The 19349-nt window shown below is 71.1% G+C and carries 19 protein-coding genes; 11 read left to right on the top strand and 8 right to left on the bottom strand.

Going from position 1 to position 19349, the window contains the following annotated elements:
* The first annotated feature begins 54 nt into the window (after positions 1 to 54).
* The 3 genes from ACIBLC_RS26015 (at position 55) to ACIBLC_RS26025 (ending at position 3259) form a co-directional block, all read left to right on the top strand.
* Complete coding sequence (locus ACIBLC_RS26015; RefSeq protein WP_399213585.1) at positions 55 to 1494, top strand: MDR family MFS transporter; 1440 nt, start codon at positions 55 to 57, stop codon at positions 1492 to 1494.
* A 208-nt stretch (positions 1495 to 1702) separates the two neighbouring features.
* A complete protein-coding gene (locus ACIBLC_RS26020) occupies positions 1703 to 2185 on the top strand; it encodes a hypothetical protein (RefSeq protein WP_399213586.1) in 483 nt (160 codons plus the stop codon).
* Positions 2186 to 2335: 150 nt separating this feature from the next.
* Positions 2336 to 3259, top strand: coding sequence for an N-acetylmuramoyl-L-alanine amidase (locus ACIBLC_RS26025; protein ID WP_399213587.1), 924 nt, complete (start codon positions 2336 to 2338; stop codon positions 3257 to 3259).
* 222 nt (positions 3260 to 3481) lie between these two features.
* Here ACIBLC_RS26025 and ACIBLC_RS26030 read toward each other — a convergent pair whose 3' ends face one another.
* Both ACIBLC_RS26030 and ACIBLC_RS26035 read right to left on the bottom strand, forming a co-directional pair.
* Complete coding sequence (locus tag ACIBLC_RS26030) at positions 3482 to 4966, bottom strand: hypothetical protein (RefSeq protein WP_399213588.1); 1485 nt, start codon at positions 4964 to 4966, stop codon at positions 3482 to 3484.
* A 231-nt stretch (positions 4967 to 5197) separates the two neighbouring features.
* The gene (locus ACIBLC_RS26035; protein ID WP_399213589.1) at positions 5198 to 5632 is read right to left on the bottom strand and encodes a DUF2000 family protein; all 435 of its coding nucleotides are present in this window, start codon (positions 5630 to 5632) and stop codon (positions 5198 to 5200) included.
* A gap of 49 nt (positions 5633 to 5681) precedes the next feature.
* Between ACIBLC_RS26035 and ACIBLC_RS26040 the strand changes: the two genes are divergently transcribed.
* Positions 5682 to 6494, top strand: a complete 813-nt coding sequence (locus tag ACIBLC_RS26040; protein ID WP_399213590.1) for an AraC family transcriptional regulator — start codon at positions 5682 to 5684, stop codon at positions 6492 to 6494.
* A gap of 1 nt (position 6495) precedes the next feature.
* On the opposite strand, the gene ACIBLC_RS26045 is transcribed toward ACIBLC_RS26040, so the two are convergent.
* The 3 genes from ACIBLC_RS26045 to mshA all read right to left on the bottom strand — a co-directional run bounded on the left by ACIBLC_RS26045 (position 6496) and on the right by mshA (position 10198).
* Positions 6496 to 8172: a glycosyl hydrolase family 28-related protein gene (locus ACIBLC_RS26045; RefSeq protein ID WP_399213591.1), complete on the bottom strand. Its 1677-nt coding sequence runs from the start codon at positions 8170 to 8172 to the stop codon at positions 6496 to 6498.
* Between the two features lie 195 nt (positions 8173 to 8367).
* Positions 8368 to 8868 (bottom strand): YbjN domain-containing protein, encoded by a 501-nt coding sequence (locus ACIBLC_RS26050; RefSeq protein ID WP_399213592.1) that lies wholly within the window; start codon positions 8866 to 8868, stop codon positions 8368 to 8370.
* Positions 8861 to 10198, bottom strand: coding sequence for a D-inositol-3-phosphate glycosyltransferase (gene mshA, locus ACIBLC_RS26055; protein ID WP_399213593.1), 1338 nt, complete (start codon positions 10196 to 10198; stop codon positions 8861 to 8863). Before mshA ends, ACIBLC_RS26050 begins: the two co-directional genes overlap by 8 nt.
* 225 nt (positions 10199 to 10423) lie before the next feature.
* Between mshA and ACIBLC_RS26060 the strand changes: the two genes are divergently transcribed.
* From ACIBLC_RS26060 to ACIBLC_RS26070, 3 genes are all read left to right on the top strand, one after another.
* Positions 10424 to 11245 (top strand): class I SAM-dependent methyltransferase, encoded by an 822-nt coding sequence (locus ACIBLC_RS26060; RefSeq protein WP_399213594.1) that lies wholly within the window; start codon positions 10424 to 10426, stop codon positions 11243 to 11245.
* 219 nt (positions 11246 to 11464) lie between these two features.
* Entirely contained in the window at positions 11465 to 12586 is a 1122-nt protein-coding gene (locus tag ACIBLC_RS26065) for an NlpC/P60 family protein (RefSeq protein ID WP_399213595.1), read from the top strand.
* A 301-nt stretch (positions 12587 to 12887) separates the two neighbouring features.
* The gene (locus tag ACIBLC_RS26070) at positions 12888 to 14228 is read left to right on the top strand and encodes a PP2C family protein-serine/threonine phosphatase (protein WP_399213596.1); all 1341 of its coding nucleotides are present in this window, start codon (positions 12888 to 12890) and stop codon (positions 14226 to 14228) included.
* A 126-nt stretch (positions 14229 to 14354) separates the two neighbouring features.
* On the opposite strand, the gene ACIBLC_RS26075 is transcribed toward ACIBLC_RS26070, so the two are convergent.
* The 3 genes from ACIBLC_RS26075 to ACIBLC_RS26085 form a co-directional block, all read right to left on the bottom strand.
* Entirely contained in the window at positions 14355 to 14693 is a 339-nt protein-coding gene (locus ACIBLC_RS26075; RefSeq protein ID WP_399213693.1) for a DUF2516 family protein, read from the bottom strand.
* A 127-nt stretch (positions 14694 to 14820) separates the two neighbouring features.
* Positions 14821 to 15432, bottom strand: coding sequence for a hypothetical protein (locus ACIBLC_RS26080; protein ID WP_399213597.1), 612 nt, complete (start codon positions 15430 to 15432; stop codon positions 14821 to 14823).
* A gap of 136 nt (positions 15433 to 15568) precedes the next feature.
* The gene (locus ACIBLC_RS26085) at positions 15569 to 16171 is read right to left on the bottom strand and encodes a helix-turn-helix domain-containing protein (RefSeq protein ID WP_399213598.1); all 603 of its coding nucleotides are present in this window, start codon (positions 16169 to 16171) and stop codon (positions 15569 to 15571) included.
* Between the two features lie 264 nt (positions 16172 to 16435).
* Here ACIBLC_RS26085 and ACIBLC_RS26090 point away from each other — a divergent pair, with 264 nt between their 5' ends.
* The 4 genes from ACIBLC_RS26090 (at position 16436) to ACIBLC_RS26105 (ending at position 19318) form a co-directional block, all read left to right on the top strand.
* Positions 16436 to 16627, top strand: coding sequence for a hypothetical protein (locus ACIBLC_RS26090; RefSeq protein WP_399213599.1), 192 nt, complete (start codon positions 16436 to 16438; stop codon positions 16625 to 16627).
* Positions 16628 to 16879: 252 nt separating this feature from the next.
* Entirely contained in the window at positions 16880 to 17323 is a 444-nt protein-coding gene (locus ACIBLC_RS26095; RefSeq protein WP_399213600.1) for a GntR family transcriptional regulator, read from the top strand.
* 4 nt (positions 17324 to 17327) lie between these two features.
* A complete protein-coding gene (locus ACIBLC_RS26100; RefSeq protein ID WP_399213695.1) occupies positions 17328 to 18266 on the top strand; it encodes an ABC transporter ATP-binding protein in 939 nt (312 codons plus the stop codon).
* On the top strand, positions 18263 to 19318 hold the full coding sequence (locus ACIBLC_RS26105) for an ABC transporter permease subunit (RefSeq protein ID WP_399213601.1): 1056 nt from the start codon (positions 18263 to 18265) through the stop codon (positions 19316 to 19318). The genes ACIBLC_RS26100 and ACIBLC_RS26105 overlap by 4 nt, the downstream gene beginning before the upstream one ends.
* Positions 19319 to 19349 lie beyond the last annotated feature (31 nt).

The raw sequence follows: 19349 nt of genomic DNA on the forward strand, positions 1-19349 counted from the left end.
GTTGCACTCAACAGCCGTGCCGCTTACATCCGCGCTTACCTCCGTGGGGTCCCGATGCCATTCGCCGTCATGAGGCGTGCCGTCCGCGAGAGCGTCTCCGGGCTCCCCCGCGAGTTCTGGTGGCTCTGGACCAGCACCCTCGTCAACCGGCTCGGGGCCTTCGTCGCCACGTTCATGGCGCTGTACCTGACCCTCGACCGGGGCTACTCCGCGTCGTACGCCGGTCTCGTCGCCTCCCTGCACGGCCTCGGCGGCGTCGTCTCCTCGCTCGGCGCGGGGGTGATGACCGACCGGTTCGGGCGGCGGCCCACCCTGCTGATCGCCCAGGTTTCCACGGCGTTCTCCGTCGCGCTGCTGGGGTTCATGCACGACCCGGTCGCCATCGCGGGCGTCGCCTTCCTGGTGGGCGCCACGTCGAACGCCTCGCGGCCCGCCGTGCAGGCGATGATCGCCGACATCGTGCGTCCCGAGGACCGGGTCCGGGCCTTCTCGCTCAACTACTGGGCCATCAACCTCGGCTTCGCCGTCTCCTCCATGGCCGCCGGTTTCATCGCCGAGTTCAGCTACCTCGCGGGCTTCCTCATCGAGGCCGGTATGACCCTCGCCTGCGCGCTCGTCGTCTTCGCGAAGCTCCCGGAGTCCCGGCCGGTCCAGGCCGCCAAGGGGGCACAGGAGGGAGACGGGGTCGGGCTCGGGACCGTGCTGCGTGACCGGCGCTTCATGAGCGTCGTCGGCCTGTCCTTCCTCGTCGCCCTCATCTTCCAGCAGGGGTTCGTCGGCCTCCCGGTCGCGATGGGCGAGGCGGGCTTCACCCCGGCCGACTACGGCTTCGCGATCGGCGTCAACGGCGTGCTCATCGTCGTCCTCCAGATCCCCGTCACCCGTTTCATCGAGCACCGCGATCCGATGCGGCTGCTCGTCATCTCCTCGCTCCTGGCGGGGTACGGCTTCGGGCTCACCGCCTTCGCGGGGTCGGTCGGCGTCTTCGCGCTCACCGTGTGCGTGTGGACCCTGGCGGAGGTCGTCAACGCGCCGACCCAGACGGGGCTCGTCGTCCGGCTCTCCCCGGTGCACGGCCGCGGCACATACCAGGGGATGTACACCCTGTCCTGGGCACTCGCCGCGCTCGTCGCGCCGCTGATGTCCGGCCTCGTCATCGACCGGTTCGGCGCGGAGTGGCTGTGGGGGCTGTGCGCGGTGGTCGGCACGGTGGCGGGCGTCGGGTACGGCGTGCTGATGCGACGCCTTCCGGCGGAGGACCCGTGGGCCACCCCGGCGCCTGCCAAGCCGGACGCCGGTGCCAAGGCAGACCCCGGTACCAGGGCGGACCCCGGTGCCAAGGCAGACCCCGGTGCCAAGGCAGACCCCGGTGCCAGGACAGGCCTCGATGCCAGGGCCGAGGGCGCCACCACTGGCGAGGGCGACGCCAAAGCCGATGCCGATGCCGATGCCGACTCCAATGCCAACGCCAACGCCCAGGTCAGCGCGACCTGAACACGGCCCAGACGCCCGCCTCCGACCTCGTACACCCCCGACGACGTACGAAATACGACCCCAGCGCCGCTCGACCACCCGAACGACCACCCCGACCGCCCCTACGCCCCCGACCGCCCCTGCAACCACCCCACTTGAGCCCTCCACCCCCACCCGCATAAGTACGCGTGCTCATGTCCGCCGCCTCCCGCGCCGCCACGCTGGACCCATGACAAATCGAGGAACGCTTCTGACCGCCGCCACCGTCCTGGTCGCGGCCGTACCGGTCGCCACGTGGGGCCTGATGGGCCGGCAGGACGCCACTGAGGTGCCGGCGTCGCAGCTCGACTTCGCGTACCAGCCGTTGGACATCGCGAGCGGCGTGGAGACCGCGCTCGGCGCGGGCGCCCTGCTGCTGGCGGGAGTCTGCGCGGCGCTCCTGATACGCGCCTCGCGGGACGGGGGCGGTCTGGACAAGCGCTGGTGGGGGGTGCTGGCGCCGCTGGTGATGGCCGGGCTGCTGGTCGGGGCGGGCTGGCGGGTGCTGACGGCCGGGGTGGTCGGCGCCAACATCGGGGCCGGGCTGGTCGTCATCGTCATGGGTCCGGCGGTGGCCGGGCTGGTGCTGTGGGCGCTGGGCCGCGGTGTGTGGCTGGCGACTCATCGCCCCACGGGGGGTCAGTGGGCCGGTTTCGCCCCACGCGGCGCATAGGTTCCGCGATGCTGAGCGAGACGCGACAGCGTCCGGCTCCCGGGCGCAGGCGCCTCAACTCCCTCCCCGGGCCGACCACTTACCGGCTCGGGGCCAAGCCCGCACCCGTATGACCGCCCGCTGACCACGCTGATCGAAAGGACCACAGCCATGGCCACACCTCTGACCGCCGCCAAGACCCTCGCCGCGCTCAAGACCGAGGGTCTCACCGTCCACGAGCACACCGGCTGGAAGACCCACAACCGGGACTCGGCGACGGGCAAGAAGTTCGGCCCCGTGATCGGCGTGCTGATCCACCACACGGCGGGACACGACGACAAGGAGTTCTGCTTCAAGGGCAGGTCCGACCTTCCCGGTCCGCTCTGCCACGCCTGGCTGGGCAAGACCGACGGCCTGTGGCTGATCGGCCACGGCCGCGCCAACCACGCCGGTTCCGTCGACCTCGACGTACTCAACGCCCTCCGCGCGGAGACCCCGCTTCCGCACGACAACCAGGCCAACGCCGACGGCAACGACGTCCTGTACGGCCTGGAGATCGAGAACCTCGGCAACGGCAAGGATCCCTATCCGGACGCGCAGTACCGCAGGGCCGTGCTGTGGGCGGCTGCCCTGTGCCGGGCGCACGGCTGGTCGGAGAAGTCGGTCGCCGGGCACAAAGAGGTCCAGCCCGGGAAGATCGACCCCAGCTTCGACATGGACGACTTCCGGGCCGACGTGAAGAAGCAGCTCGCGAAGACGCCCGTCAAACCGACCAAGCCCGGCACCGGTACCGCGTCCAAGCCCCGCGTCGATCTGTCCCGGCTCGTCAACGCCGCGAAGAAGGACCCCGCCGCCAAGCAGGGCCACGTCAGCTACATGGCGGGCACGAACCTCACCGAGGCCGCCCTGGTCAAGCTCGGCTACCTCGCCAAGACCTACGCGGGCGACGGCTCGTTCGGCTCCAAGACCATCGCCGCGTACGCCAAGTGGCAGCGCCACCTCGGCTACACCGGCGACGACGCCAACGGCATCCCCGGCAAGATCTCCCTCGCCAAACTGGGCTCCCAGAGCGGGCTGTTCGAGATCGTCGCCTGAGGCGGAGCGGAGTGGTGCGTAGTGGGGCGTAGTGGGGCGTAGTGGGGCGGGACTGGCCGGGACACAGCGTGGTGCGCCGCGCCGAACCCGGGCCCCGGCCACCTCACCGTCGACGGCCAGGTCACCGGCCAGGTCAAGGCCCAGGCCGACGGCTGGTCGAGGCCCAGGCCGACGGCCACGTCACGGCCAGGTCGAGGCCCGAGCCGACAGCCAAGTCGCCGGCTAGACCGTCACACGAGCACTCGTCAGGGCGCCCCCGAAGAGGCCGTCGGTGTAGCGGACGGACACCCCCGCGGCCTTGCCGCACAGGTTCACCGAGCCGCCGGTCACCGGGCCGGAGGCCGAGCCGCGGGCGATCCACAGACAGCCGTCGGTGTCCTCGCCGGGGGTGCCGACGACGGTCTCGGCCCTGCCGTCCCTGTTGAGGTCGGCGAGATGGACCGCGGCGCCGAACTCGTCGCTCGCCTCGGCGGTGCCCGGCACACCCGCCGTGTTCTGGGTGTACCCGGCCACCTTCTTCGTGGTCAGACCGGTGGCGGAGCCGCGCAGCACCACAGCCGTACCGGCCATGTCGCGGGTACCGATCCCCTCTCCGGGAGAGCCGACGGCGACGTCGGCGTATCCGTCGGCGTCGACGTCGCCGACGCTCAGGGCCTTGCCGAACTGGTCGGCGTTCTCACCACCGCCCGGGACGCCCGCGGTGCCCTGGTGGAAGACCTTGGGCCGCTGCTCGGCGCCGATGCCCCGCGCGCTGCCGTAGAGGACCTGGATCTCGCCGCCGCGGTGCGCACCGTCGGTCGAACCGCTGAGGTAGTCGTCGTCCGGGATCCCGGTGACCAGGTCGCCGTAGCCGTCGCCGTTGAGGTCGCCGATCTGCCCGGTGTGGCCGTCGGCGTAGGGGAGATCGGCGGGCCAGGTGGCCAGGGGGTCTTCGGCTGCGGGAGCCCCACGATCCACGTACACCGAGCCGCGGATGTCGTCGTCCGAGGGGCCGGGCAGCCAGAACCGTTCCGCCCTGCCGTCACCGTTGACGTCACCCATCACGACGCCCCGGGCGTTGACGCGCCATTCCTGGTAGTGGGACGCGGCCTTACCGGTCCGCGCGAACGGGCCCTTGTACGACGAGACCGCGCAGCGGGAAGCGATGCCGACCTCCGCCGCGCCGTCACCTGTCATGTCGCCCACGGCCAGAGCCATGCCGAAGCTGCAGAACGTACGGTCCTCCCCGAAGCCGGCGGGCGGGGCGATGTCCGCGCCGCCCTTCAGCCCGCCCTTCCCGCCCCACACGACCGTCACGGCACCCCGGTGGTCCTGGCCGCCGACGTCCTCGCCCTCGGCGCCGACCAGCAGGTCCGCGTATCCGTCCCGGTCCAGGTCGGCACTGGCGACGGCTCCGCCGAAGCCGTCCCACTCCTCGGGGGTGCCCGGGATGCCGCTGCTCGCCTGGGTGATCACCGTGCGTCTGGTGGTGCTCACCGACGACGCGGAGCCGTACAGGACGACGACCGCCCCGGCTTCCTGCACGGTGCCGTGGGCGGCTCCGGGCGCGCCGACGGCCAGGTCACGGTAGCCGTCGCCGTTGAAGTCGTCCTGGACGGCCGCCGTGTTGGCGCCGCGGTAGGGCGCGGCGGCGGCCGACGACGTGGGGGCGAGCGGAACGGCGACGACCGCGGTGAGCACGGCGGCCACCGTGACTGCTCTGCGCAACGGAACTCCTTGGCGGGGACGGGGTGACAGCCACGACGGCTGAGACGTATGGGCGCCCATACGCCCCCCTCGCCACACTGGACACACAACCCGCTCACAAGGTTGTACGCGGAATCCTTCCTGGATGGGAGCCCCGGAACCCGGGAGGCCGGAACCCGGGAGGCCGGAACCCGGGAGGCCGGAACCCGGGAGGCCGGAGCCCGGCAGGCCGCCTCGGGAAAGCCGCCCGGCTCACGGATGCATCCGCGCCCCCTTCAGCACCTTGTCCACCGCGTTCCGCGGCCCGTACACCGCGAGCCCCACGAGGTCGAGCTGCCCGGTCGGCGCGGCCCGTACGGCCGCGCGGTTGTCCCGGTCGTTGCCGGTGGCGAACAGGTCGGAGGTGAAGACGGCTCGCGGCAGCACCCGCGCGAGCGCCCGGCCGTGCGCGGCGGTCAGGTTCTCCTTGGAGCCCTCGAAGATCAGTACGGGCTGGCGGAACATCGGCAGATAGGGGACGTCGTCCGCGTCCGCGTACGGCTCGCCGACCACCTCGGGGACCTCCGTCCCCAGGCCGCTGACCAGGAACGCGGTCACGTTCAGTCGTTGCCAGGGCTCCAGGTCGTCCCGCAGCAGGACGGCGATCTTGGTGTCGAAACGGACGGGTTCAGGGGTCGAGGCGTTCATGCGTCAAGACTGCCGACCCCCGTACGACATCGTCTTGTACGTTCTTTGCATGGCCTCTGTGCGTTCCCAGCGGGAGATCTCCGCGTGGCGCCCGGGCATCCCGGGCGTCGTGGAGGTGTTCCACGCCCACTACAGGGAGTACGCGTACCCGATGCACGTGCACGAGGCGTGGACGCTGCTGATCGTCGACGACGGGGCCGTACGGTACGACCTCGACCGGCACGAGCACGGCACCCCGCACGACACGGTCTCGCTGCTCCCGCCGTACGTCCCGCACAACGGCTCCCCGGTCACCGAGCTCGGTTTCCGCAAGCGCGTCCTGTATCTCGACCTGAGCCGGCTCGACGAGAGCTTCATCGGGCCCGCGGTGGACGCGCCGGACCTGGTGGATCCGGTGCTGCGGCAGCGGGTCGGGCAGTTGCACGCGGCCCTCGCGCACCCCGGGGACGAGCTGGAGGCCGAGAGCAGGCTGACGCTGGTCGGCGAGCGGCTGCGCGGGCATCTGCGGCCCCGGGTGTTCGAGGAGCCCGCGCGCGCCGACCGCACCCTCGCCCAGCGGCTGCGTGAACTCCTCGACGCGCGGGTCGTCGAGGGCGTCGCCCTGGAGGAGGCCGCCCGGCTCCTCCAGGCCCATCCGGCCCATCTGGTACGGGCGTTCAGCGCGGCCTACGGGATCGCCCCGCACCAGTACCTGATGTCCCGCCGCGTAGAACGCGCCCGGCACCTGCTGCTCGACGGACGGCCGCCGGCCGAGGTGGCCCCGGCGACCGGCTTCTTCGACCAGTCCCACCTCACGCGCCACTTCAGGAGGCTGGTGGGTGTGCCCCCGGGGCGGTACGCGCGGGCCGGCGCCCGCCGGTGACCTACAGGTCCCGCTGGGCCTCGTACAGGTTCCGTGGGCGTACGGCGTCCGTCGTGCCGTAGAGCTCCACGCGCGCGTGGAGGTCGCCGGTGAAGTCGGGTACGTCGATCTGGCCGAACTCCGTCACCTCGTTGATGCCGACGGTGGCGCTGTAGGGCGCGAGGCCGTCGATCTTCATCAGGCCGGCGCGGGAGTTGGTGACGCGGATGTTCCAGTGGGTGAAGCGCGCGCCGAAGAGGGGGCCGGCGGAGTAGTCCCCGCCGTGCTGGCCGGTGTTGTCGACCGTGATGTCGGTGCGCACGTTGGCGAAGGGCAGGCCGCGGTGGGAGTCGAAGGTGCCCATCCTCATGTCGCCGCGCGACCAGACGTTGTACGAGGAGAGGCCCTCGACGTTGATGCCGTGGAGCTGGGTTCCGGCGGGCGCCGGGACGGTGCGCCGCTCGACGGTGAAGTCCTCGACGAGGTTGTCGTGCGAGCCCTCGCGGCAGAAGTACGGGTGGTGCGCGCCGCGGCCCGCCACGCGGGTGCGGCGCAGGGTGCAGGCGGAGGCGGCGACCAGGCCGAAGCCGTTGTCCACGTGGCGTACGACCACGTCGTCGGCCCAGCAGTCGTACGCGCACTGGAAGGTGACGCCGTTGTGGCCCTTGTCGAGAAGGTGAGGGCTCTGCGGGGTTTCCACCGCCTCCAGGGTGAGGCCTTCGACGCCGGAGCCGGTCAGGGGCTCCACGAGGGTGGTGAGCCGCGGGTCCCATTCGGGGCGCAGGTCCAGCGGAAGCGGCCTCTCCAGGGTGACCTTTTCGCCCCGCACGCGCGCGATGCGCACGGGCCACTCGTAGGGGACGTAACTCGTCAGCTTCGTCTTGTCGTCCCAGACGTACGCCTCGGTGCCCGGGCCGCCGCCCGACATGTGCTCCAGGAGGGTGTGGTCGGCGTCGTCGGCGAGGCGCAGGAGGACGAGACGGCCGGGCTTCAGCTTCCCGGCGTCCGCCACCCGTACGGTCCGGGAGCCCCGGCGCGCCGGGGCGAGCGTCGTCAGCGTCTGCCACTCGTCGCGCTTGTTGCCGGTCCAGCCCTCGAAGGGCCACGCCTTCGCCCTGATGGCGGTCGTCAGCGTCGTGAAGCGGTCCGCCGGGCAGAGCCAGACCAGGCCGCCCGCCCAGGACCAGGACGACTTGTCGCCGCCGTAGCGGGAGCCGTAGACACCGATGAGTTCGGTGAGGTTCTTGGTCGCGTACAGCTTCGTACGGCCGCTGCCGGCGCCGCGCAGGACCACGTTCGAGTGGCCGATACGGATCAGGTCGTCGATGCGGAAGGTGCCTGGCGGGATGAGAACCGTGCCACCGCCGGCCCTGCCGGCAGCAGCGATGGCACGGTTGATCGCGGGGGCGCAGTCCGTGGTGCCGTCGTCCGCCACGGCGCCGTGGTCGCGTACGTGGGCCACCACGGGGCGGCGGGGGAAGCGTGCCGCCCCGGCGCGGTAGCCCGCCCTGCCGACGTAGGGGATCTGCGGGTGGGTCAAAGGTGTGCGGGTGAACTCCCGCCAGAGGGCGGGGACCTGGCCCCGGGTGCCGGCCGGTGGGACGGCTGCCGCCGCTTCGCCGGTCACGGCGACGGCCGCCACGGCGATCGCGGCGCCGAGCAGGCCGCGTCTGCTGATGTCCACGTGTCCGTTGCTCATGCCCCGCCCCGCCTTCCGTCGACTTCCGCTGAATCCGCTCACTTCGTCGGCACCGCCGACCGTCAGTGGCTCCGCCGACTTTCCATGATCTTCATGAATGTGAACGGAGTTCATGTCTGCGTCGGCCGTGAGCATGCCACGGGGACCCCGGGCGCGGAAGAGGTTGTGCGGCGCCTAATTGGTGAGCGGAGAAGGTCAGTTGGCGGGACGCTCGGTCAGGTGGGTGAACGCGTCCAGGTTGCGGGTCGATTCACCGCGGGACACCCGCCAGGCGTACTCCTTGCGGATCGCGGAGGCGAAACCGAGCTCCAGGAGGGTGTTGAAGGAGCCGTCGGCGGCCTCCAGGACCGAGCCGAGCAGCCGGTCGATCTCGTCCGGCGTGACCGCGGCCAGCGGCAGCTTCCCGGCCACGTAGATGTCGCCGAGGGAGTCGACCGCGTAGCCCACCCCGTACAGCTTGAGGTTGCGCTCCAGGAGCCAGCGGTACACGGCGGGTTCGTTCTCGTCGGGATGGCGGATCACGAAGGCGTTGAGCGACAGCGAGTGCCTGCCGACGATCAGCGAGAGGGTCGTCGACAGCTTCCGGGTGCCGGGGAGCCTCACCACGTAGTTGCCGGGCCCGGGGCTCTCCCAGTCGAGTTCGGCGTCCTTGAGGACCCCCTCGACGACCTGCGCCGCCTGCCGTACGTCAGCCATGGTGCGAGCGTACGCGACGCCTGTGTTCCTGGATCGCGGCCGTGTAGACGTCCGCGGTGGCCGCTGCCGCGGTGTCCCAGCCGAAGCCCCGCGCGTGCCGGGCGGCGGCCGCGCCGAGCCGGGCGGACAGTTCCCCGTCGTCCGCGAACTCGCGCAGCACGCGCGCGTAGGCGGCGGGATCGTGCCCCTTCACCAGGAAGCCGGTCTCCTGGTCGCGCACGGCTACGGGCAGCCCGCCGACCGCGGCCGCGATCACCGGCGTACCGGTCGCCTGCGCCTCCACGGCCACCAGGCCGAACGACTCGCTGTACGAGGGCATGACCAGCACCGACGCGGCCCGGAACCAGTCCGCGAGCTCGTCCTGCCCGACGGGGGGCCGGAAACGGACGACATCGGCGACGCCGAGCCGTGCGGCGAGCTTCTGGAGCCCCTCGGGCTTGGCGAGGCCGCTGCCGCTGGGACCGCCCACCACGGGGACGACGATTTTGGAGCGCAGGTCGGGGCGCTCGTCGAGCAGGACGGCGACCGCGCGCAACAGCACGTCGGGCGCCTTCAGCGGCTGTATGCGGCCGGCGAAGAGAGGGATCAGGGCGTCCTGCGGGAGCCCGAGGCGGGCGCGGGCGGCGGCACGGCCGTCGGCGGGGCGGAAGCGGTCGAGGTTGACGCCCGGGTGGACGACGGCCACCCTGCGGCGGTCGGCCTCGTAGTGGCGTACGAGCTCGTCGGCCTCTTCCGCGGTGTTGGCGATGAGCCGGTCGGCGGCGCGCACGATCTGGGTCTCGCCGATGACGCGGGCCGCGGGCTCGGGGGTGTCGTCCTCGGCGAGCGCGGCGTTCTTGACCTTGGCCATGGTGTGCATCGCGTGCACCAGGGGGGCGCCCCAGCGTTCGGCGGCGAGCCAGCCGACCTGGCCGGAGAGCCAGTAGTGGGAGTGCACGAGGTCGTAGTAGCCGGGGCGGTGGCCCGCCCAGGCCCGCATGACGCCGTGCGTGAAGGCGCAGAGCTGGGCCGGGAGTTCTTCCTTGGCGAGGCCCTCGTACGGGCCCGCGTCGATGTGGCGCACGAGGACACCGGGGGCGAGCTGCACCGTCGGCGGAAGGGCCGCGGTGGTCGCGCGGGTGAAGATCTCGACCTCGATGTTGATCGCGGCGAGGCGCTGCGCGAGCTCCACCATGTAGACGTTCATGCCGCCCGCGTCGCCCGTGCCGGGCTGGTGCAGGGGTGAGGTGTGCACGGAGAGCATCGCGACGCGGCGGGCCCTGCGGTGCAGCCTGAGCCGCCCCGCCCCCGCCGGGGAACGCAGCCCGAGCCTGGTGATGTATTGGCTCACGTGGCGTTCCTCCTCGCTGCGGGCATGCCTGTCGGAGGATGTGGGACACCCTCCGAACACCCAGAACGCCGGAGCAGTCCGCCCCATTTCCGTTTTGCCGAATCATTACCGCGGATCGATCAACCGTTCGACGATCGTTTACGTTGTGCAAGCCCGCCCGGGGGGTCGTCCGAGGTTGTCCACAGGCTCGCGCCGCCTCCGCCGGGCCCGCATACCCTCGTACGCATGACAGCCCGCGCAGCGTCCCGCCCCGTGGGAACGGTGACGCGCGGGACCACGAACCCCAACCGCCTGCGCCGTATGGACCGCTGGATCGCGGCGACGCACGGAGCCGAGCTGCGGCGCGCCACCGACCCCGTCGCGGTCGATCTCGGCTACGGCGCCGCACCCTGGACCGCGGTCGAGCTGCTCCAGCGCCTGCGCACCGTCGCTCCCCGCACCCATGTGGTCGGCGTCGAGATCGAACCGGCCAGAGTCGCGGCCGCGCGGCCGTACGAACGCGAAGGGCTCGTCTTCCGGCACGGCGGTTTCGAGGTCCCGGTGCCCGGCCGCCCGGAGCTCATCCGCGCGGCGAACGTGCTGCGGCAGTACGACGAGGAGCAGGTCGCCGCGGTCTGGGAGCGGCTGTGCGCCCGCCTCGCGCCGGCGGACCCGTCGGCCGGGTCGCGGGGCGGCCTGCTGGTCGAGGGCACCTGCGACGAGATCGGGCGCCGGCACGTCTGGGTCGCCCTCGGCCCGGAGGGACCGCGCACGGTCACCTTCGCCACCCGGCTGGGCTCGCTGGACCGCCCCTCCGACCTGGCCGAACGCCTCCCGAAGGCCCTCATCCACCGCAACGTCCCGGGCGAGCCCGTGCACGCCTTCCTGCGCGACTTCGACCGCGCCTGGTCCGCCGCCGCGCCCTACGCCTCGTACGGAGCCCGCCAGCGCTGGATCCGGGCGGTCCGCGACCTGACGGCCGACTGGCCGGTCACCGACGGCATACCCCGTTGGCGGCAGGGCGAAGTGACGCTGCGCTGGGAGGCGTTGGCCCCGCGGACGACATGAACCCGGGGGGAACGTTGGGCGTGAGATGACCTTCGGAGGAACGGGGGGCCCGAGCCGTTCGTCACACATGCCGGGAGATCGTCCCGTCGAGACCGGGGATCGTCCCGTCGGGGAGGGGAAGGGAGTCCTTGCCCGCCTCTGTCGTGTTGCACGCCGACATGGCACGATCCCCCAGGCATCCGTAAGTTACTGACGGTCCATCAGTTTGGGGGCGGGGACATGGGATCCGGCAAGCGGAGCCTGACCACGACAGCCATGGCCCTGGCCTGCGCGTGCGCCTGTGCCTGCGCGGTGCTGGCGGCACCCGGCGTGGCGTACGCGAGCCCGGATCCGACACCGACGTCGGCTCCGACCACGACTCCGGACCTGTCGCTGCCCCCCGCCTCGACCCCAACGACGGCGAGCGGCAGGGAACTCGAGGCCGTACGCACGAAGCTGGACACCCTCTACCACGAGGCGTCGGTCGCCACGGACGCGTACAACGCCGCGGAGGAGCAGGCCAGGCAGCAGTCCGCCCAGATCGTCGGGCTGGCCCAGGAGATCGTCAAGGGCCAGGAGAAGCTGGACGACTTGAGGGACCTCGCGGGCGCCGCCGCGCGCGAGCAGTACCGCGGCGGCGGGCTGCCGCCCGAGGCCCGGCTGTGGCTGAGCGACGACCCGCAGGAGTTCCTGGACGGCGCGGGGCGCGTGCGCCAGGGCGAGCACGCGGCCACCGGTCTGCTCGCCGAGATGACGCGCACCCAGCAGGACTTGGAGCAGTACGCGAAGGACGCCTCCGCACAGTGGACCGAGCTGGAGTCACACCGCAAGGCCGAGGCCGACGCGAAGAAGAAGATCAAGCAGCGGATCTCCGCCGCGAAGAAGCTCGAGTCCAAGCTGGAGAAGAAGGAGAAGGAGCGGCTGGCCCAGTTGGAGGAGGAAGCCGCGTACCAGGCACAGGCGGCCTGGCTGAACTCGGGCTTCGCCCCGACGAGCGACGGCAAGGCCTCCGCACAGGGCAAGGAGGCCGTGGCGTACGCGACCGCGCAGATGGGCAAGCCGTACGAATGGGGCGCCGAGGGCCCCAAGTCCTACGACTGCTCAGGGCTGACCTCCCAGGCCTGGGCGTCCGCCGGGGGCGGGATTCCGCGCACCTCGCAGGAGCAGTGGAAGCAGCTCACCCGCGTCGACGTGCGGGACATGCGCCCCGGCGACCTGATCATCTACTTCGCCGACGCCAGCCATGTCGCGATGTACATAGGCGACGGCGCCGTGGTGCACGCTCCCCGGCCCGGGCGGACGGTGACGATCGCGGGGGCGGGTTCGATGCCGATCCTGGGAGTCGTACGGCCCGACGCGTGAGGCACACCGCGCCACACGGGAAACGACTTGTCCGGATTGCCCCGCACGGCGTGACCTGCCCCACGTGACACAGCGCACGGTTGGCCTCTCCTCGCAACCTCGGAGACGTGACCTTCGTCATCCCTGGCGGAGCCCTGTCGTGTCCAAGTGCGTTACGGGATGCGGCATATGACGGTGGCTGTTTGCCAGACCCCGAGCGGCACACCATTCCGTTGCGGCACCCGCTGACGCTATGGTCCCGGTCGGTGGTGCGAGCACTTCGCTCCGCCACGCCCTCGGGGGGAGGGAAGGAACCCAGACGATGCCCGTACCCGTACCGCGGCAGAGAGCGATCCCGGCCGTGGAGAGTGGTCCGGCTCCGGACGCGTTCTCACCCGGCGGCCCACCCGGAATCGAACCCGGCGGCCCCGCCGGATCGGGATTCGCGACCGCCGCCGCGGCCCCGGCCGACAGCGCCGCCACGCCCCACCTGACCCTGCTGGTCATCGAGAACGACCCGGCCGGTTCGCTCAGCGTGCCCGACATGCTCGACGCCACCGGCAAGCCGATCCGGATCCGCAGCGCCCGCAACCTCACCGAGGCCGAGCGCCTGCTCACCGACGACGTCCACTGCGTCCTCCTCGACCTCGCGCTGCCGTCCGCGGGCCGGACCGCCGGGCCCGAGGACGAACTGGCGACGCTGAAACACGTACTGAAGCTCGCGTCCCGGCACGCCGTCCTCGCGCTCACCGCGTCCGGCGACACCGAGCGCGGCACGGAGGCGGTGCGCGTCGGCGCCCAGGACTACCTGTTCCGCGACGAGCTGGACGCCCGGCTGCTGAGCCGCGCGATCCGGTACGCGGTGGAGCGCAAGCGCTCCGACAAGGCCGAGCGGCGCCTCACCGAGTCCCGGCTGCGCGCGCAGGAGAACGCCCGCCTGGAGCGGGGGCTCCTGCCCACACCGCTCCTCGAGGGCTCCTCGCTCCGCTTCGCCGCGCGCTACCGCCCCGGCCGCTCCCGGGCCCTGCTCGGCGGCGACTTCTACGACACCGTCCGCACGCCCGACGGCACCGTGCACGCGATGATCGGCGACGTCTGCGGGCACGGGCCCGACGAGGCGGCGCTCGGCGTGGAGCTGCGCATCGCCTGGCGCGCGCTGACGTTCGCGGGGCTGTGCGGCGACGAACTGCTCTCCACCCTCCAGCAGGTCCTGGAGCACGAACGCGACAGCGAGGAGATCTTCGCGACGCTCTGCACGGTCGACATCTCGCCGGACGGCCGCCGCGCCGGGCTCTGCCTGGCCGGCCACCCGTCACCGCTGATCGCACGCCCGGGCAAGCCCGCGCGGCTGCTGTCGTACGAGAACGGCGGCCCGGCGCTCGGTATGCTGCCCGGCGCCCGCTGGCCGCGCCAGCAGGTGGAGCTGGGCGGCGCCTGGAGTCTGATGCTCTACACCGACGGCCTGATCGAGGGCCGCATCGGTGCGGGCAAGGAGCGGCTCGGCCAGGACGGCATGGTGGACATGGTCCGCCGCCAGCTCGCCCAGGGACTCCAGGGCGAGGAACTCCTGCGCGCGGCGGTGAACGAGGTGCGCGAACTCAACGGCGGCGAGCTGACGGACGACGTGGCGGTGCTGATGCTGGAACGCATGGCGCAGCGGTAGCGGTAGCCATGGCCGTACCAGCGGCCGTGGTGTGCGAGAGCCCGCGGTCCACAGGGCGCGGTCGGCCTACGGTGCTGCGGTCGGCCTACGGGGCTGCGGCTGGACCGGGATGATGCCGACGGTTGTCTACCGACCGCCGTTGTAGGGCCCGTACGGGCCGTCGCTGCTGCTTCCGCCGCGGCGGCCGCCGCCACCGCCGGAGACCTGGCGGATCGCGGGGCGTACGTCCACGAAGAAGACGATCGTGGCGACCAGGCCGGCGATCTGCAGGAAGATCATCGGCACCAGGAGGTTCACGGCGACCGTGACGCCCAGGATGATCAGCCAGAACATCTTGTTCTGCCTGTCGGCGGCGCGGTACGCGTCGTCGCGGGCCAGTGCGGCCATCACCAGTGCCACCACGGCGAGCACCAGCATGGCAAGGAAGATCACCGACATGAAGCCGCTGAATGCCGTCAACAGCACAATGCCCACCGCCCGATTCGAGTCGTCTCTACGCCACCGTACCCGGAGAACGGGCCGGGAACTCTGAGAGTGCCCGGCCCGTTGTCATCGCCTTGACGTGGCCGCTAGCTGCCGCGGCCGTTTCCGCCTACTTCGCGGGCGGAGTGGTCTTCTTGGCGGCCGTCGTCTTCCTGGCGGCCGGGGCCTTCTTCGCCGCGGGCTTCTTGGCCGGGGCGGGCTCGGCCACGACCGCGACCGGCTTCGGCTCGACCGGCTTCGGCGCTGCCTTGACCTCGACCGGCTCGGCCGAGGGCTCGACGACGATCGCCAGCTCCTCGATCTCCTCGGCGGCCTCGCCACGCCAGGTCTTCACGGCCTGCTCGCCCTGCTCGGCGACCTTCTCGTACGTCTCGCGGGCCTTCACGGCGTACTCGGCGGCGACGCCGACGCCGCGCAGCGCGAGGTCCTGAGCGGACTCACCGATCTTCTTCAGGTCGGTGTCGAGGGTGCTGATGAACTCCGTCACCTTGGACTGGAGCGTCTCCTGCGCCTCCTTGGCGCGGGAGGCGGCCTTCTCCTGGGCGGCGTTCGGGTCGAAGCCGCGGACCGTCTCGATCCGCGACGGCGCCTCGACACGGATCTGCTCCACGAGCCCGGGCACCTTCCTGGCCTGCTGAACGGCCAGTTCGGCCGTGCCGGCGAGGAAGTAGAGCGGAGTCGGGTCCGTGGCGGCCTTGCGGATGTCGTCGGTGATGGCCATGCGATGGTCCTCCCGGGTTCGCGTTCAGCTGAGGGTTTGGGTGGTCCGCGGCGGAACCGGCCTGTCGGCGGTACCGCGTGCGGTGTTCGTGCTGCTGGTGGTCCTTGTAGCGGGTCCGTGCTGCTGGTCGTTCTCGTCAACTGGCGGTCTGCTGCGGATCGGCGTCACTGCCGTCGGTCGTACGGGAGCGACGGACGGCGGTGTCCGCCGCACTCCGCGAACGCTCCGCATCCGCGGTGTCCTGACCGATGCCCTGATCGGCGTCCTCATCGGTGTCGCGATCGGTGTCGTGATCCGGGCGTACGTCGGTGTGCCGCACGTCAGCGTGCCGCACTTCGGCGCCGACACCCTGATCGTCCGCGTCCAGCCGGGTGATCTCGAACCCGTTCTCCTTGCGGAAGGACTCGTAGATCTGGAGCAGCACCTGCTTCTGCCGCTCGTTCAGGGTGGGATCGGCGAGGATGACGGCGCGTGTCGCGTCCTCCCGGCGGCGCTCCTCCCCGTCCCGCTCGGCGTCGAGGATGCCGGCCCGCACGTACAGCGTCTCGGCGGAGATCCGCAGCGCCTTGGCGACCTGCTGCAACACCTCCGCGCTCGGCTTGCGCAGCCCGCGCTCGATCTGGCTCAGATACGGATTGGACACCCCGGCGGCCTCGGCGAGCTGCCGCAACGAGAGCTGCGCGTTGCGCCGCTGCTCACGCAGATACTCACCGAGATTGCCGACGTTGAGCGAAGCCATGCCTCTACCTTGCCCACCCTTGCTAACAATTGCAAGCAGGCGCTTGCAAAAGTGCGCTAGGCCACTTGTGACCGTGATCCGCGGAGCCGTACTGCCCTGTCTCTGTCTCTGCGATGTCCGGGCAGCCTCGGAGAACTCCGGCCCGGCGAGCTGACGTCTCACTCATCTCCGGGCATTCGGTGGGCTGTCTCGGTCTTCTCCGGGTACGCCGCTCTGGCTGTCCTACGGCCGTTGTGGCTTGTCGGCGTCGCATCGGAGGCCCGGATGGATGCGCGTGAGGTGTCGGCGCAGGACATCGAGCTGGAGTACGTCAGCTCGCCCGCATCCCCCATCGCCTCTGGATCGGCCGCGCCGTCGACAGCGCGGCACGACAATACGACCTGGCCGACCTGCCCGAAGTCGTCCAGGCTCAGCGGCGGCACTACCGGCTGTTACGCCGCTACGGCCCAGCAGTGATCGCTGCCCGCTACGAGCGCTGCTCCACCTTCTGGCACAGCCTGTTCCAGCGGGGCTACCGCCTGAGCGATCGGGCAGAACGGCTCCGGCGGATGTCGCCGAACGACCGCCAGTTCCGCCCTCGGGAACCACAGCGCGACGCCTGGAAAAAGGACGGTCAGCGTCCCTCCCACTCGCTTCTCCTCGTCCCCGGTCGGCATTGACAACCGCCCTCACACCCCTCCATCATCATTCCACTAATCAAGTAGTGGAATGATGGTGGTGATCGTGGAGTACCGCATCGACAGGCGGAGCGGGGTCCCCGCCTTCCAGCAGATCGTGCAGCAGACCAAGCAGGCCCTCCGGCTGGGCGTACTCGTGCCGGGTGACCGGCTGCCCACCGCCAAGGAGGTCGCCGCGACCAGCACGGTCAACCCGAACACCACCCTCAAGGCGTACCGCGAGCTGGAGCGCGAGGGCCTGGTCGAACCTCGACCGGGCCAGGGCACCTTCGTACGCCGCACGCTGGGCCACCCCGAGACGGGCACCGACTCGCCGCTGTACGTGGAGCTGGTGGCGTGGATGTCGAAGGCGGCCGGGGCCGGTCTGGAGCAGGAGGACGTGGCCGCGCTGGTCGCGTCGGCGATGGAGAAGCAGTACGCCGCCGGGAACGTGGCGGCAACGGGGTCCACGACAACCAGGAGCACAGGTGAGTGAAGGTATGTACGCGGGGGAACCGGCGATCGAGGCGTACGGGCTGGGGATGCGCTACCGGCGGGGCTGGGCGTTGCGGGACTGCTCCTTCCGGCTCCCGGCGGGACGGATCTGCGGCCTGGTGGGACCCAACGGGGCGGGCAAGACCACGCTGCTGAGCATCGCGGCCCATGTCCTGCAGCCGACGAACGGCTCGATCAGCCTGTTCGGTGAGGCTCCGGGCTCGATGGAGTCCGGTCGGCGCACGGCGTTCCTCGCCCAGGAGAAGCCCCTGTTCCGCCGCTTCACCGTGGCGGAGACCCTGCGTCTGGGCCGGGAGCTGAACCCCGGCTGGGACCAGCGCGCCGCCGAGGACATCATCCGCGCGGGCAACGTGCCCTTCGACGCGAGGATCAGCACCCTCTCCGGAGGCCAGCGCACCCGCGTCGCCATCGCCCTCGCCTTCGGAAAGCGCCCCGACCTGCTGATGCTCGACGAGCCGATGTCGGACCTCGACCCGGTCGTGCGCCACGAGATCATGGGCACCCTCCTCGCCGAGGCAGCCGAGCGCGGAACCACCGTGCTGATGTCCACCCACGTCCTGGCCGAACTGGAGAACGTGTGCGACTACCTCGTCGTCGTCTCCGGCGGCGGAGTGCGTCTCGCCGGTGACGTGGACGAGCTGATGTCCGTGCACACCCTGGTCACGGGCGCGAAGGAGGGTGACGGCATGCCTCCCGCCCTCGCCCTCGGGCACCACACCCTCGTCGAGTCCCGGACCAGCGGACGGCAGTTCACCGCGCTCATCCGCCCCGAGGGCCCGGTCACCGGCCCCTGGGACATGAACGCCCCGAACATGGAGGAGCTCCTGCTCGCCTATCTCCGCTCACCCGACGCACCATCGCTGATCACCCCCACCGCCCAGGTCCACGGCCAGAGGTTCGGCACCGGGTCGGTGGCGGCATGAGCACCTTCACCCGCACCTCGACCGGCTCCACGAGCGACGGCAAGAACGGGACCACCGAAGGGACCTTGAACGCGACCACCACGGAGGCCGACCGGCGCCCCCGACTCAGCGGTATGACCTGGCTGGTCTGGCGCCAGCACCGGGCCGCGTTCTGGGCGATCCTCGCCGCCACCGCGCTCTCCGTGGCCTGGATCGTCTACCAGCGCGGCCAGCTGGTCGACTTCCTCGACGGCTACGGCTATCCCGGCAAGAGCCTCGACGAGGCGGGCGGCAAGTTCCAGCAGTACAACGACGCGTTCTCCTTCGTCTCCATGGGTCTCCAGGCGATACCCGTCATGCTCGGTGTCTTCCTCGGCGCCCCGCTCATCGCGGGCGACCTGGAGAACGGCACCGCCAAGCTGGTCGTCGCCCAGTCCATGAGCCGGACCCGCTGGCTCGCCACGAAGCTGGCGCTGGCCGGACTGGTGGTCGTGGTGAGCACGGGCGTGCTGTCGGCGGTGTTCGGCTGGTGGTGGAACCCCGTCAAGTCCGAGGTGACGGTCATGGACTGGACCTCGGGCACCGCGTTCAACACGACGGGCCCGGTGCCTGTCGCCCTCACCCTCTTCTCCGTCTTCGGCGGGGTGGCGATCGGTGTGGTGCTGCGGCGCACGCTGATGGCCATGGTGGTCACCTTCGGTTTCACCGTCGTCCTCCAGCTCGTCTGGGGCTACTTCCTGATGTCGCTCGGCAACGTGATCACGGTCACGACGAACAAGGGTGTTCTGGGCGAGAACGCGTTTCCGCCGATACCCAAGAGCGCGTACCAGATCGACGAGTCGTATCTCACCAGCGGCGGGGATCTCCTGGGGTGGAGCACCTGTGCGAACGCGAACACCGACCAGGCGCGTGAGCTGTGCCTGAAGAAGGCGGACGTCGTGGGCTGGTCGGTGGACTACCTCCCGATGTCGCAGATGAACGGTATGCAGTGGTTCGGAGCGTCGATTCTGTTCGCCCTGACCGCCGGTGTCGTGGCGTTCCTTTTCTTCTGGGGCCGTAAGCGGCTCGTCTGAGTCCCGTCCCCCGCGCCCCTTTCGGAGGGGC

Source organism: Streptomyces sp. NPDC050535 (genome assembly GCF_044457665.1).
In the GTDB taxonomy this organism is placed as follows: Bacteria; Actinomycetota; Actinomycetes; order Streptomycetales; family Streptomycetaceae; genus Streptomyces.

Bases quoted from the DNA above. Each gene is read 5' to 3' on its own strand.
- ACIBLC_RS26015 (WP_399213585.1), top strand. From the start codon at position 55: ATGCCATTCGCCGTCATGAGGCGTGCCGTCCGCGAGAGCGTCTCCGGG.
- ACIBLC_RS26020 (WP_399213586.1), top strand. From the start codon at position 1,703: ATGACAAATCGAGGAACGCTTCTGACCGCCGCCACCGTCCTGGTCGCG.
- ACIBLC_RS26025 (WP_399213587.1), top strand. From the start codon at position 2,336: ATGGCCACACCTCTGACCGCCGCCAAGACCCTCGCCGCGCTCAAGACC.
- ACIBLC_RS26035 (WP_399213589.1), bottom strand. From the start codon at position 5,632: ATGAACGCCTCGACCCCTGAACCCGTCCGTTTCGACACCAAGATCGCC.
- ACIBLC_RS26040 (WP_399213590.1), top strand. From the start codon at position 5,682: ATGGCCTCTGTGCGTTCCCAGCGGGAGATCTCCGCGTGGCGCCCGGGC.
- ACIBLC_RS26045 (WP_399213591.1), bottom strand. From the start codon at position 8,172: ATGAGCAACGGACACGTGGACATCAGCAGACGCGGCCTGCTCGGCGCC.
- ACIBLC_RS26050 (WP_399213592.1), bottom strand. From the start codon at position 8,868: ATGGCTGACGTACGGCAGGCGGCGCAGGTCGTCGAGGGGGTCCTCAAG.
- ACIBLC_RS26060 (WP_399213594.1), top strand. From the start codon at position 10,424: ATGACAGCCCGCGCAGCGTCCCGCCCCGTGGGAACGGTGACGCGCGGG.
- ACIBLC_RS26065 (WP_399213595.1), top strand. From the start codon at position 11,465: ATGGGATCCGGCAAGCGGAGCCTGACCACGACAGCCATGGCCCTGGCC.
- ACIBLC_RS26070 (WP_399213596.1), top strand. From the start codon at position 12,888: ATGCCCGTACCCGTACCGCGGCAGAGAGCGATCCCGGCCGTGGAGAGT.
- ACIBLC_RS26080 (WP_399213597.1), bottom strand. From the start codon at position 15,432: ATGGCCATCACCGACGACATCCGCAAGGCCGCCACGGACCCGACTCCG.
- ACIBLC_RS26085 (WP_399213598.1), bottom strand. From the start codon at position 16,171: ATGGCTTCGCTCAACGTCGGCAATCTCGGTGAGTATCTGCGTGAGCAG.
- ACIBLC_RS26090 (WP_399213599.1), top strand. From the start codon at position 16,436: ATGGATGCGCGTGAGGTGTCGGCGCAGGACATCGAGCTGGAGTACGTC.
- ACIBLC_RS26095 (WP_399213600.1), top strand. From the start codon at position 16,880: ATGATGGTGGTGATCGTGGAGTACCGCATCGACAGGCGGAGCGGGGTC.
- ACIBLC_RS26100 (WP_399213695.1), top strand. From the start codon at position 17,328: ATGTACGCGGGGGAACCGGCGATCGAGGCGTACGGGCTGGGGATGCGC.
- ACIBLC_RS26105 (WP_399213601.1), top strand. From the start codon at position 18,263: ATGAGCACCTTCACCCGCACCTCGACCGGCTCCACGAGCGACGGCAAG.